Source organism: Thiorhodovibrio litoralis (assembly GCF_033954455.1).
Lineage (GTDB): Bacteria > Pseudomonadota > Gammaproteobacteria > Chromatiales > Chromatiaceae > Thiorhodovibrio > Thiorhodovibrio litoralis.
Genome location: NZ_CP121473.1, coordinates 3,569,464 through 3,582,450, shown reverse-complemented (window position 1 = coordinate 3,582,450; position 12,987 = coordinate 3,569,464). Strand labels below are relative to the sequence as shown.

General features: G+C 62.1%; 9 protein-coding genes. 5 read left to right on the top strand and 4 right to left on the bottom strand.

The window, feature by feature from the left end:
• The first annotated feature begins 51 nt into the window (after nucleotides 1–51).
• On the top strand, nucleotides 52–2,457 hold the full coding sequence (locus Thiosp_RS16080) for a sensor domain-containing protein (RefSeq protein WP_242518772.1): 2,406 nt from the start codon (nucleotides 52–54) through the stop codon (nucleotides 2,455–2,457).
• A 201-nt stretch (nucleotides 2,458–2,658) separates the two neighbouring features.
• On the opposite strand, the gene Thiosp_RS16075 is transcribed toward Thiosp_RS16080, so the two are convergent.
• The 3 genes from Thiosp_RS16075 to Thiosp_RS16065 form a co-directional block, all read right to left on the bottom strand.
• Nucleotides 2,659–3,270 (bottom strand): NAD(P)-dependent oxidoreductase, encoded by a 612-nt coding sequence (locus tag Thiosp_RS16075; RefSeq protein ID WP_201068100.1) that lies wholly within the window; start codon nucleotides 3,268–3,270, stop codon nucleotides 2,659–2,661.
• Nucleotides 3,271–3,785: 515 nt separating this feature from the next.
• Nucleotides 3,786–5,252 (bottom strand): transposase family protein, encoded by a 1,467-nt coding sequence (locus Thiosp_RS16070; protein WP_201064780.1) that lies wholly within the window; start codon nucleotides 5,250–5,252, stop codon nucleotides 3,786–3,788.
• A gap of 73 nt (nucleotides 5,253–5,325) precedes the next feature.
• Complete coding sequence (locus tag Thiosp_RS16065) at nucleotides 5,326–6,243, bottom strand: Druantia anti-phage system protein DruA (RefSeq protein ID WP_201064782.1); 918 nt, start codon at nucleotides 6,241–6,243, stop codon at nucleotides 5,326–5,328.
• A 59-nt stretch (nucleotides 6,244–6,302) separates the two neighbouring features.
• Here Thiosp_RS16065 and Thiosp_RS16060 point away from each other — a divergent pair, with 59 nt between their 5' ends.
• On the top strand, nucleotides 6,303–7,061 hold the full coding sequence (locus Thiosp_RS16060; RefSeq protein ID WP_456129266.1) for a TraB/VirB10 family protein: 759 nt from the start codon (nucleotides 6,303–6,305) through the stop codon (nucleotides 7,059–7,061).
• 102 nt (nucleotides 7,062–7,163) lie between these two features.
• Entirely contained in the window at nucleotides 7,164–7,808 is a 645-nt protein-coding gene (locus tag Thiosp_RS16055) for a Rha family transcriptional regulator (protein WP_201065691.1), read from the top strand.
• A 1,202-nt stretch (nucleotides 7,809–9,010) separates the two neighbouring features.
• On the opposite strand, the gene Thiosp_RS16050 is transcribed toward Thiosp_RS16055, so the two are convergent.
• A complete protein-coding gene (locus tag Thiosp_RS16050) occupies nucleotides 9,011–10,564 on the bottom strand; it encodes a peptide MFS transporter (protein WP_201065693.1) in 1,554 nt (517 codons plus the stop codon).
• A 120-nt stretch (nucleotides 10,565–10,684) separates the two neighbouring features.
• On the opposite strand from Thiosp_RS16050, the gene Thiosp_RS16045 reads away from it, so the two are divergent.
• Nucleotides 10,685–11,359, top strand: coding sequence for a DUF3593 domain-containing protein (locus Thiosp_RS16045; RefSeq protein ID WP_201065694.1), 675 nt, complete (start codon nucleotides 10,685–10,687; stop codon nucleotides 11,357–11,359).
• A 31-nt stretch (nucleotides 11,360–11,390) separates the two neighbouring features.
• A complete protein-coding gene (locus Thiosp_RS16040; RefSeq protein ID WP_201065695.1) occupies nucleotides 11,391–12,896 on the top strand; it encodes a bifunctional metallophosphatase/5'-nucleotidase in 1,506 nt (501 codons plus the stop codon).
• Nucleotides 12,897–12,987 lie beyond the last annotated feature (91 nt).

The window sequence follows — 12,987 nt, the reverse complement described above, 5'->3', positions numbered from 1 at the left end:
CCCGCCGTGCCTTCGCCGCCAGACGACGCCAGTTCGATGGATTGTGTCGCCATGTGGCAAAGCGCGATCGATGGTCTGATCGAAGCCGTCCTGGTGGTCAGCCCGTTCGCGCTGCGGATTGTTGCTGCCAATGAGGCCGCTGCGCGCTTGTTCGGTAGTGCTGTCCAGCAGCTGATCGGGCGACCCATCATCGATCTGGCCGCGACGCCGGAAGACGTCTTTTTCTGGGAGGACGTGGCCGCCGGCCGACCCCAGGATCTGCTTTCGGAGACCTTGGTGCGGCGCGCGGATGGCGCTGTGGTGACAGTGCTGCGGCGCGTGAGTCAGGTACGCTGCCGCGAGCAGGCGACGCATTATTTTGTCGGCATGACCGATCAAAGCGAGCGTCAGGCCGTCGAGACCGAGCTCGAAAAGCTGGTCGCGGAACTGCGCGCAACGCTTGAGTCCACCGCCGACGGCATTCTGGTCACTGACCTTCAAGGCGGTATCCGCAGTTTCAACCAGCGCTTTGCCGAACTGTGGCGCCTGCCCGAGGCGTTGTTGACCGAGCGCAACGACGCCGGCATCTACGACTGGATGGCGCGCATGGTGCAGGACGCCGCGACCTATACCGCGCGCATCCTTGCCATCAACGAAGACCCGCTGCTTGAGGCGACCGACATCATCGCGCTGTCGCAGGAGCGCGTGCTTGAGCGCGTGACCTTGCCGCAGTTCGCGCGTGGCAATCCCATTGGCCGGGTGTACTCCTTCCGCGATATTACCCAGCAGTTGGCGGATGAGAAGCGGCTAAAGCTTGCCGCGCGGGTGTTTGATGCCAGCCTGGATGCCATTTTTGTCACCAACCCCGGCTTGGTGATCGAAGCGGTGAACCCGGTCTGTGCACATTCCAGCGGCTTCGGCGCGAACGAACTGATCGGACAGCCGCTGAACCGCATCCTGCCGTTGTGGCGCGATCAGGATTCCTCCAATACCGTCTCGCGCGCGCTCGCTCAAGAAGGATACTGGCAGGGAGAGAACCTACTGCAGCGCAAGGATGGCAAGACCCTTCCCTGTCTGGTGTCCATTGTGCGGGTACCGGACAGCCAGGGCAGGCCGGCGAATTACGTCAGCTTCGCGAAAGATTTGTCAGAAACAGTCGCCGCGCGCGAGCGCATTGAGCAACTGGCCTACAACGATGCGCTCACCGGTCTGCCCAACCGCGTGCGCCTGAGCGAGCGCATCGAGTTCGCCATCAGTCTCGCCCGCCGCGATAGCTCGCGCTTCGCGGTGCTTTTCATCGACCTCGACCGCTTCAAGCAGATCAACGACTCGCTCGGGCACATGTTTGGTGATCAGGTGCTGATCGAAGTCGCGCAGCGCATCACCAGCTGCCTGCGCCGGGTCGATACCACCGCGCGCATTGGTGGCGATGAATTCGTCCTGCTGTTGCATCAGACCGACAGCTATGGTGCAGAGCGCACCGCGCGGCGGCTGTTGGAAGTCATGGCACGGCCGTTCGCGATCGACGGCATGGAATTCTCCATGGGGTGCAGCATTGGCGTGGCAATCTACCCGGAGGACGGCGAAACCCTGGATGACCTGATCAAGAACGCCGACAGCGCCATGTACCACGTCAAAGAGCGCGGGCGCGGGGATTTCCGCTTCTACCGGCGGCAGATGAACCTTGATCTGCTCACTCGGGTGAAGGTCGAGCATGCGCTGCGCGAGGCGCTCGGTCAGCAGCGGATTCACCTGGCCTATCAGCCGCAGATTGATCTGCGCAACGGCGAGGTCATCGGTGCCGAGGCCCTGCTGCGCTGGACCGATCCGGTGATGGGGGTGGTCCCGCCCGATCAGTTCATCCCAATTGCCGAAGAAACCGGTTTCATCATCCCACTCGGGGCCTGGGTGCTGCGCGAGGCCATTCGCCAGGGCGAGCACTGGAACGCACTCGGACTCAAGCTGACCTTGTCCGTGAATGTGTCAGCGCTACAGTTCCATCAGGCTGGCTTCGTCGAGTCACTGATGGAACTGCTCGAGACCAGCACACTGCCGCCGGAACAACTCGAGCTTGAGCTTACCGAGTCGATTCTCATCCAGCATGCCGACGATACCCTGCTCAGACTCAACGCCCTCGCGGAGCTTGGCATCAAGCTCGCGATCGACGATTTCGGCACCGGCTACTCCAGCCTTGGCTATCTCAAGCGTTTTCCCATCCACCGGCTCAAGATCGACCAATCCTTCGTGCGCGATATTCCGGAGGATGAAAGCGATGCCGCCATCGCCACAGCCGTCATCAACCTAGCCCATTCACTCAACCTGCGGGTCATCGCCGAAGGCGTGGAGAACGAAGGCCAGCGCCAGTTCCTCCGCGCCGCCGGCTGCGACGAATGCCAGGGGTATCTGTACGCACCAGCCGTTACGCCAGCCGAGCTTGAGCGCCTAGTGGAGAACTGGCCAGAGACAGGGGGATCGTGAGCGGGGTGATTATGTAATTACGCAAGACTATGAGCAAGGACGCCGGGAGCCTATTGGTGATCTGGCGAAATGGTTAACCCTCTGCGTGACCCGGCGCGCCCGAGCACTGGCAACACCTGCACTGTCAGGCTTTAACGCCAGGACGGTCCTGAGGAAACACTGGTTAACCCGCTCCAAGTTGGTCGATCGCCCACCGGGGATTCAAGTCACTGCCGGCGTCTTCTGCCAGTAGTGGCGATCATCTAGCTGGGCGAGGACGAACTCGGCGACATCCGCGCGACTGATACGCCTACCCTTGATGGATTTATCCAGACCATGGCGATAGGTCCCGGTGCGCGGACCATTGGTGAGCCCGCCTGGGCGCACAATGGTCCAGTCAAGACCACTGGCGCGGATCAGCTGCTCCTGCTCCGCTTTCGCCTGCATGATGGCCTTGAGACTCAGGTCCATGATCCAGCGAAACAGCGGATTGAGCTGACGACGACTGTCGCCGACGCCCATGGATGTGACGGCAATCAGCCGGCGAACAGCACTCGCTTTCATGGCCTCGAGAATGACCGCCGTGCCGCGCGCCTCGATCGGCGGCTGTTTCGGCTTGGAGCCCAGCACGCAAATCACAGCATCTGTCCCCGTAATGCACTGCCGGGTCGCGGTCGCATCCAGGACATCACCGGGAATCAGCGTGAGACCACTCGGCGCAGGCACGCGGGTTGGATCGCGCACCAAGGCTTGGATGCTATGGCCCTGCGCTAGGGCCTGTGAAAGTACCTCGCGCCCGGTCCCGCCGGTTGCACCAAACAGAGCAATACGCATGAAATCGACCCTCCTAACCAGTCAGTCGCGGTATTGCGGGCCGCCACAATAGCACGGGTGCGGCGCTGGTAAGCTCGTGCGTCAACAGTAAACGGAAGGCGTCTGATTCATGTGTGGAGGTTTTGTGCGATGTAGCGATCTCCCCACACTGGCCGGCTGGCTAGAGGTCGAGGAAGCCGCATTCGAGCAACCGTCCCCGGTCATGCGAATGCGCGGCAAAATGCTGAGATGCTATGTCTGTGGACAAAACCGGCATGTCCCAGAGACAGGGGCGGAACAAAAGACGCCTCAGTCAAGTTTGCGAGCACCGGGACAGCCCTGACGCACGACTTACCAGACCAAGGCGCTGGACCAGGAATTTCGAGAAGATTTCGCGCCGAGTGGGGTGAAAACCGAACATTGGCGCCCGTGTGACGGAGCCTGCCGGAGAAAAAATCGCTGCCGCAGGACCTCTTGGCCATAGGGGGCCGCCGCCTGCGCTGTGAGCAAGCGGTAGACTCCTGGCGATATTGAGCTCAGAGCAAGCGTAATCGAAACGGTCGTTGCAGGCGCTGCTCCACCTCTTGGGGATCGAGCCAAGGGCCGGTGAGGGTATTGCGGATGAAGCCGATGGTGGCCTGCACCCCAAGCTCCACGAATAGCGCCGCGAGCGCCTTGGAGAAGCGTGCCAGGGTGTTGATCAGATGCGCCAGACGCATCAGCAAATGATAGCCCTTCATCGCGTTCCACTGCTTGGCGAAGGCATGTTCGTAGCCGTAGCCCTGGTGCTTTTCGACCAAAAACGCCCCTTCGATGCCCCAGCGGTAGCGCGCCCCGAGGTTGCAGCGGGTATGCACATTGAGCCGGCTGAGGGGGCGCGAGGAGAGCCAGACATGGCAGGCGTGCTTGGTGATGATCTCCGCAGTCTTGGGGTCCACCACCTGCCAGTGTTCGTGGCAACTCACCACATGGACCTCAAGGAACTTCTTGCCATTGGGTCCATACTCGTAGCGAATCGCGTTGACCCACTGAAATTGCTGCTGGCGCTCGCCCCATGTCTGTTCGCAGCGATGCTCCGGGTGCTCGTGGGCCAAGCTGCGATACTCTTCCCAGACAGTTGGCAGCGAGCCATCCTTAAGCACGATCATAAAATCCCAGTGGTAGGAACGACAGCGTTCCATGATCGGGCCATTGGCATAGAGCCCATCGAGCAACACCATCACCGGCAGACGGGGAAAGGCGTTTTTGATGCGTTCGGCCAGACGGTGAAAGGCCTTGGTCTCGCAGTCCTGCTTGCGCTGCTCGCCCTGCTCTGGGGCAAACTCAAGGAACTCGCTCATCAACGGAATCACCATCCCGTTACGGAAGCACAGGCTCGCCTCCAGCACATAGACGTAGTACTGATAGTCCTGCTCCTCGTCGCTGTCGGGGTCCACCTTGGGACCGACACGGCGTTGGGATAAATGCTCATCCCACAGCGTGGGAAAAGCGAGTTTCTGCGAGCCATCGATCCCGATGGGGTAACAATTATTGATCAGGTAGCGCGAGAAGGTCTTGTTGCGGATCAGGCGCTGGATGAGCTCAAGATGCGCGTGGGCGATGGCGTTGACATCGATGCGCGCGAGCAGGCGAAACAGCGTATCGGCGTGAGGAAGGGCGTCGAGTTGCGGGAAGAGCAACCGCAGGTTGGCCTCGAACATCGGCCGGGTAAGCTCCCCATTGCTCGCGCGTCGTGAGCCATACTGAAACACAAACACCAGGATCCCATAGAGCATCAGGACGGTGAGTTTGTGTTTGACCTTCTTGGGGTGACGTGGATCGGGGATCTTGCCGAAGCGTTTGAGCAGGATCGGCAGCATCTGGCGCATGATCAAGATCAGTGTCGTCACCGCCTCGGTGCGCGCCGCGCGTTCCTCGGTGTTGTCGCGGAAAGGGCAGGTGCGATTGGACGGGGTAGCGCTCGGCGGCGGACTCAGTCCCGCTTCACGCTGCTGTTGGCGCAAGCGCTTGTGTTGGTCTTTTTTTTTCTCGCGTGCGCTTTGATTTCCTCGCGTCCCGGACGCCGGCTGGGTTTGCTCATGGCGCGCTTTGACCTCGCAGTTGATGGGAGCACAACAGGGTTCGAAACTCCGCCTGCAAGGGCTTGGCAAACATCAGCTTGGGGCGGGTGTGGTAGGTTTTCCCCGGCCGCACCAGGCCTCTGCCGCTGGTGTGTCCCAGCAGCGTCCAACCGGCGGCGCGGTAACAGCTGCCGCGAAAGCGCTCGGGGTCGACGAAGGTCTCCAGCAGCAGCGGGCGGTAGCCCCAACAGGCGTGCCAGTCCTCACCGATCTGCCGAGCCAGTTGCCCAAGCACATGACTGGCAAGATGGGGCACCTCAACGCCTGGGAAGATGAGAAAACGGCTGTTGTTGACCACCCAGGGCAGATTCGCCAGGCGCTGGCGCTCGCTCCACCCAATCCAATGGTCGCGCGCCGTCAGGGCTTTGGCGGCACCGCTCAGAAGCACGCAGCCCAGCCAATGCTCGCTGGATTCGATCAAGTAGCGTGCCCAATAGCCGAAGGGTTTTTTATAGCCCAGAGGATGACACTGCGCGAGGGCGTCATTGAAGCGGTGCTCATCGGCTCGGTCACTGACCAGGCGCAGGTGCACCGGTGCAAGCGCCGACAGGGAACTCACCACGGATCGGCGCTGCCGGGGAGCGCGAGCGACCGGTGCGGCCCGCGCGTGCGGGCCGGGATGACTGAAGCGTTCATCCAGAGCCGGGCGGCGCAACTGCCCGGCCGCTTCCAGACGCGCGAGCAGCTTGGAGCAGGCCTGAAACTTTGGCCGGCCCGCGGGCGTGAGCCAATCGAGGTGTTCGCACAGGGTGGCAGTGAGCTCCGTGCGCGATAATCCGGGGAAACGTTCGGCGAAGGTGCGAATGTAGGCCAGATCCTCGGGCGTGATGTCCCGACCTCCTTGCCGCCAAGTTGTTCGAGCTTCATCGTGCATGCGCTGACAATCTCTTCGCGGGAGTGACTCAGGATCGATTCTGGCATCACGCGCGGGCTTTGTCTAGCCGCTTTTGCGAAAACATTTTTTCCGCCCGCCCCTCAGGCCTTGCCACCTGTGGGGGCGAGTGGTTATGCGTCAGGGCTGAAGCCGCTGCCGGCAAGGCCAACACCCCCGAGGACGCCATCCCCGAGGTGCGCATTCCCGCCGGCAGCATTCTGCAAGGCGTCTTGCTCTCCGGCATGGATGCCCCCAACGGTCGCACCGCGCGTCAGGATCCCTATCCAGCGCTGCTGCGGCTGAAAGACAACGCCATCCTGCCCAACCGCTTCCGCGCCGATATCCGCGAATGCTTCCTGCTGGTCGGCGGCTACGGGGATCTGGGCTCCGAACGGGTTTATCTGCGCGCCGAGTCGATCAACTGCGTGCGCCGCGACGGGCGAACCATTGAGGTCGCCATCGATGGCTATGCCGTCGGCGAGGACGGCAAGGTCGGCGTGCGCGGGCGACTGGTCAACAAGCAAGGCCAGGTCATCGGACGGGCCATGCAGGTGAGTTTCATGCAGGGCTTCAGCCAACTGTTCAGCACCGTGCCGGTCGCCTCGGTCGCCACTGGTGGAACCACCATGCCCTACCAGCAAGTCTTCTCCGGACAGGCCCTGCAAGGCGCGGCCATTTCAGGGACCGGCAAGGCGCTGGATCGCCTGGCCGAGTATTACCTGGATCTGGCCGAGACCATCTTCCCGGTGCTTGAGGTCGATGCCGGGCGCGGGGTGGAGGTCATTTTGAACCGGGGCGTGGGGCTGAAGCTTCAGTAAGCGCATGGATCTGCGTCGAACCCGTTCACCGCAGCGGCCCACTCTGGAATCGAAACATCCTTGGCGAATAGTCGACGATTGAGAAACGAACGAGATACCAACATGAATCAGCCACTCTCGATTCTGCACGTCCAGGGTCCATCCATGAATAGCCGTGAGATCGCCGCCCTGGTCGAATCCCGACATGACAAGGTGATGCAGAGCATTGAACGCATCGCCAAGCGGGGTGTAATTCGACTTCCCCCATTGGGGGAAGTCCCCTTTGTGAATGCCGCTGGACACCAACGAAAGAGTCGCGCCTACATTTTCACGACCGAACAGAAGCGTGATAGCTTTGTCGTCGTCGCGCAACTCTCTCCCGAGTTTACTGGCCGTCTGGTGGATCGCTGGCAGGAGCTTGAGCAGCAGCAGGCCGGCCCGCGCTCGCCAGCCGAGATCCTCATTGCGCACGGTGAGGCCATGTTGGCAGTGGAGCGCGAGCAAGCCGAACAAGCGGAGCGGATCGCGAGACTCGAACAGCGGGTCGATTTGATGGGCAGCGATACGGGCTATCGGACCATCACCGCCTACATGAAGCAACAGGGTATTCGGCTGCCGATCTCGGAATCGCGCCAGAAAGGGATTGTCGCCGCCAAACTCGCGCGGGAGCGCGGTGAGCGTATCGGCAGTATTCCAGACGAGCGCTTTGGTTCGGTCAACAGTTACCCCATCGATGTGCTGGATGAGGTGTTCTCGCTTGCGGGCTAACGCCTGCCTGTCAGAATTGTGACAGCGCCGCGCGCAAGCGGCGAGGAAATCGCTCAATCCCGCGATCACGGCGGCCGCCAGAGGGGCCATCAACTCCGCTGGTTTGCGGATCGACAGCGCCGGAAACATGGCACTGTGTCGGATCGCCGAGGACAACCACTTCGATTGGTTACTCACGTCTACCCCGCATGAGGGGCCGCTTGCGCGCTGATCTGTCGTCGGGCGCGCTTTGATCGAGAGGCGCGAAAGCTGTGCGCCGATTCGCAGCCAAGAAGGCTGTCCTTGCATGGACCTTGCATGATCAAGACCATGGCGCGTCCACTCTGGCACTACATGGTCTGGTATCGCTCGGGGGCAACCGTGCGGCCAGACAATCATTTCCTGCCGCTGCCGGTCACCTTCTACGCAGCGGCGCATTCTGCGCCCTGGCCGTTTTGCCGGGAACAAGGAGCTTCGCTGGCGGTGACTCACGGGGTTGGCCAAAAAAATCAAAGCTCCGTGCGTTAATCTCGAACGACGCCAGCCTGAGGTTCTTCGCGGACGTCGAGATGATCCAATAATGAATCATATTTAACTTCAATGCCTTATCGAGAGAAGCAACGATAGAGGCTCTGCGCTCGATCTGATGTTTCACCAATGTGCGTCAAGCTTGTCGATTACGCCTTGTTAGAAGACCGGCGCTTCGCCCATCCCCCGGCCATGCCCACGGCGAAACCGTGGCCATCCCTGAGTACCTTCGTTGCGGACGACAGCTTGGTCCGTTCTTCGAACAGCGGGCTTCCCGCCTCCTTCACCGGCCTGATTGAATTATGGCCGAGGGATTGGGTAGCCATCGACGACTCAGTCACCGCCAGCCTGCAAGTGACATCGCAATGAGCCGTGCCCAAGATTGAGACGCCGAGCTGTAGGGGTACGGCGAAACCGTCCCCCTTGGATTCTCAACCTAGGGCGCGCCATCCTTGAGCCGCCCGGTCGGCCTGATGCAACCTCGGTATCCACTCGCTAAGTAGATGCAGACAGAGCGTATATCCCCCAATGGGGGATGTACGAAACGTCTCCTTCTGGCGATCTCGAACCAAAAAGAACTCACAGTGGCAAGATTTTCGACCACGACCAAGGCACTCCAATTCATTTGGCATCGCTAGGATCAAGCGTCCGGCAAGATCAAGCGCTCCACCGACGCCTGCCAGTCCCCTGATTGGTCAACCCCGCACCACCAACCGCCGCGCCTCCTCGATATCCTGCATCTGCCGGCGCGTCCAGGGCACAACGGCAAAGAGCACCAGGGCGATGCCGAGGGTCAGCACCGCATTGATCAGATAGGACTGCGCCGGCGATTGGCCATGGGTGAACTGGATAATCTGCCCGGCCAGTCCTTGACCGACCGCCAGAGTCAGAAACCACAGACTCATCACCTGGCTGGCGAAATGCGCCGGGGCCAGGGCGGTGGTCGCCGAAAGCCCGACCGGGGAGAGCATCAACTCCGCCAGCGTTTGCAGCACGAAGACCCCGGCCAGCATCCAAAAGGCGGCTTTCACCGGCCCATCGGCGGGGTAAGCGGCAAACAGCCAAGACATGATCCCCGCTGAGAGCCCGATCAACAGCACCGCGCTGGCGAACTTCATCGGCGTCGAGGGAAAACGCCCGGCGCGGCGGGTGAAGAGCCAGCCAAACAACGGCGCGAGCAGCAGGATGCTGACCGGATTGACCGACTGGTACCACTCGGGATCAATCTGGAAGGAACCGAGCGCCAACTTTGTATTGGCCTCGGCAAAGAGCGCCATGTAGCCGGCGGCTTGCTCAAAGACCATCCAGAAGAAGCAGGCGCCAATGAACAGCGGGAGATAGGCCCGCACATGCCGCCGATCCGTCGCGCTGGACAGGGGATGGCGCAGCATCGCACGGAAATAGTAAAGGGAGGCCGCAATCGCCATCACGAAGACCACATCATTGACGCGCGCGGCCTGGGCGCTCGCCTCCCCGCCATGCCAGAGGCCGGTCAGCAGGTAGAGCAGCCCGGTCCCCAGCAAGAGCGCCCCGGCCAGCCAAGGCAAGCGTCGCCGCGCGGCGGGCGGGAGTGGATTGGGCACGGCGTTCCCCGCACCATGTAGAGTGCGAGTAAACAGGACATAGACCAGCAAGGCCACGCCCATCCCAGCCGCTGCGGTGGCAAAACCGGCATGAAAGCCCCAGCGGTGCCGCAAAAAGGCCACCACCAGCGGCGCCAGCAGGCCGCCGATGTTGATTGCCATGTAGAACAACTGAAAGCCGGCGTCACGACGCGGGTCAGAGGCGGTATAGAGCGCACCGACCATGGTCGAGATGTTCGGCTTGAGAAACCCAGTGCCCAGCGCGATCAGGGCAAGTCCGAGCCAGGAGAAGGCCGGAATGCCCGGCACCGCCATGCACAGGTGGCCGGCCATGATGACAATGCCGCCATAGAGCGTCGTGCGCCGCGCGCCGAGCAGGCGATCGGCGAGAAAGCCGCCGACCACCGCCAGCAGATAGACCGACGCGCCATAGGTGGCCACCACCACGGCGGCGGTGGTCTGATCCAGCCCCAGCCCGCCTTCGGCCATGGCGGCATAGAGGTAGTAGGCCAAAATGGCCCGCATGCCGTAGTAGGAGAAACGCTCCCACAACTCGACATTGAACAGCATCGCCAGCCCGCTCGGATGACCGAGGAAGCGGCGGTTGTCGCCAGCGGCGAGGGAGCGTTCGGCGGGGGAGGGCGCAGAGCGATGCGGGTCGATCATGGATTCATCCGTGCTCAGGAGAAGGTGGCTGCATTCGCCCATCGCATGCTGACGGTCCCATTCGGCGTGCAACGTGGATGCTAGACTGGCGCGTCTGATCAGCGACCTTAATGCGCAATCATGCTGCTGTCACTGCCCACGGCCATCATTCATCTGCTGACGGTCAGCGAATGGCTGGCGGCCCTGCTGTTCTTTCATCGCTATGCGGTCGTGGCAGGCTTTCCGCAGGTTCGGCGCTTTGCCTACGCCATGCTCCCGCACCTGGCCGCAGGGCTCATGGTCCTAAGTTTCCATGCCAGTGGCGATCGTGCCCATTGGCTGCTGGAAGGGGCGCGTCTGATGACCTTCCTCGGCAGTCTTGCGCTGCTATCGGCAACCTTTCTGATGGTGCGCACCGAACGAGTCCGGGTGGGTTGGTTCGCCGCTATGGTGTTCGTGATTGGTATGATGTGGGGCGTCAGCCGGCTGTGGGTGGCTGATGGCATGACCGCCTTGCTACCCGGCGCGAACCTGGCCTATCTCGGCTTTCTGGCGCTGCTGGTGGTGGTGCACCGCCAAACGCCCGGTCTGTTCTCGCCATTGAGCATCGCGGGCTTCTGGTTCCTGCTGGTGTTCGTCGCCGGGGCGATTGCCGCAATGCGGCTGGCGACCGTCCAACTCGGCCTGCCGAGCCTGTCCCACGCTGACGCGCTGCACGGGGCGAGCGAAAGTCTGCTGTCAGTCAGCAATTTTCTCATTGCGCTCGGCGCCTATCGGAAATTGCGTTCGGCTCAGATCGAAGCTGTCACTGAATGAACCCATGATCCTGTCAACCGCCCGAAACCCAATGCCCCGGCATCTCATCATTGCCCTGATCGTCGCGCTCACGCTGGCCGCGAGACCAACCTGGGCCGATGAGGCGTTGCCACTGACCATTCTGCATTTCAATGACTTCCACGGTCAGCTGGATCCGGTGGACGATCCGACAGGGGATGGGGCCAGCCGCAAGCAACTGGGAGGCATCGCGCGTCTTGCCTGGCTGGTGCAGTCCATCCGCGCCGAGGAACCGACCCGGCCGGTGATCCTGCTGTTTGGCGGTGACCTACTCCAGGGGACGGTCACCTCGACGATCTTCCTCGGCGCGCCAGACATCGAGTTCCTGACCGACATGGGCGTGGATGCCGCCGTTATGGGCAATCATGAACTGGACTACGGTCAGGCAGTATTCCGCGAGCGCCTAGACACCGCCGGCTTTCCGATCCTGGCCGCCAACCTCGATGCCTCCCCAGTGCCTTTTCCGACGCCCGCGACTGTGGTGCTGCACCCAGCTGGCGGCCCGCGCATCGGCATCCTTGGCTTGGTGACGGAGGAATTGACCACCACCACCCATCCGCGCAACACCAGCGGGATTCGCATGATGCCGCCCGCCGACATCGCCGCCGGCTGGCTGCCCTGGCTGCGCGCGCGCGCCGATCTGGTGGTCGTGTTGTCGCATCTGGGTCTCAAAGCAGACCGCCAACTCGCCCACAGCGTCCCCGGGATCGACCTCATCGTTGGTGGCCACAATCATCGCCTGCTCAGGCAGCCGGAAATTGAACATGGGGTGGCGATTGTCCAAGCCGGTTCGCGCGGACAGTATCTGGGTCGGATGGACCTCGTGGTTCAAGACGGACAGATCGACATCCAAGACTACCGGGTAATCCCGGTCGACAACAGCATCCCGGAGGACGCCAGGATCGCCACCGGCGTGGCTGAACTGAATGCGCGCCTGGCCGAGGAGATCGAGGTGGTCGTTGGGCACAACGCCCAGGTGCTCGACGCCAGCCGTGCGGTCATTCGCCGCACCGAGAGCAACTTTGGCGATTGGGTGGGCGACCTGGCCCGCGCCCTGACCGGGGCCGACGTGGCCTTGTTCAACGCTGGTACCTTCCGTGCTAGCCTCCCGGCCGGTGAGGTCCGCATTCGCGACATCCATGAGGCTTTCCCGTTCGGCAACGAACTGGTCACCGCCACCCTCAGCGGTGCCACGCTCCAGCAGGTGCTGAACCGTTCCGCCGCGCTCGATCCGCAGGATGACCCAGGAGGCTTTCTCCAGGTTTCCGGAATCCGTCTGGTGATCGCAGACGGCCAGGCCCAATCGGTGCAGGTCGGTGGTGAGCCGCTGGACATCACGGCCAAGTATCGACTGGTGATGCCGGATTTCCTTGCCGCCGGCGGCGACGGCTATGCCGAGCTCAAGGATCTCTCGGATGCCACCGCGACCGGACGTCTTGTGTTGGATATGGTGACCGAGGCCTTCCGCCAGCAAGATACGTTGAATGCCGGAGTCGACGGGCGACTTCTACGGCGCTGAGGAACCGCCTGCACGGTTGCTCGTCGTCGGGTCGAGACCTTGCATGGCAGCCGTTCCGCGTATCGGCCGGGTCGACTGAAAAGGGCATGAA

Excerpts from the sequence above, each read along its gene's own strand:
- Thiosp_RS16080 (WP_242518772.1), top strand. The coding sequence starts at position 52 with ATGTGGCAAAGCGCGATCGATGGTCTGATCGAAGCCGTCCTGGTGGTC.
- Thiosp_RS16075 (WP_201068100.1), bottom strand. The coding sequence starts at position 3,270 with ATGCGTATTGCTCTGTTTGGTGCAACCGGCGGGACCGGGCGCGAGGTA.
- Thiosp_RS16065 (WP_201064782.1), bottom strand. The coding sequence starts at position 6,243 with ATGCACGATGAAGCTCGAACAACTTGGCGGCAAGGAGGTCGGGACATC.
- Thiosp_RS16055 (WP_201065691.1), top strand. The coding sequence starts at position 7,164 with ATGAATCAGCCACTCTCGATTCTGCACGTCCAGGGTCCATCCATGAAT.
- Thiosp_RS16050 (WP_201065693.1), bottom strand. The coding sequence starts at position 10,564 with ATGATCGACCCGCATCGCTCTGCGCCCTCCCCCGCCGAACGCTCCCTC.
- Thiosp_RS16045 (WP_201065694.1), top strand. The coding sequence starts at position 10,685 with ATGCTGCTGTCACTGCCCACGGCCATCATTCATCTGCTGACGGTCAGC.
- Thiosp_RS16040 (WP_201065695.1), top strand. The coding sequence starts at position 11,391 with ATGCCCCGGCATCTCATCATTGCCCTGATCGTCGCGCTCACGCTGGCC.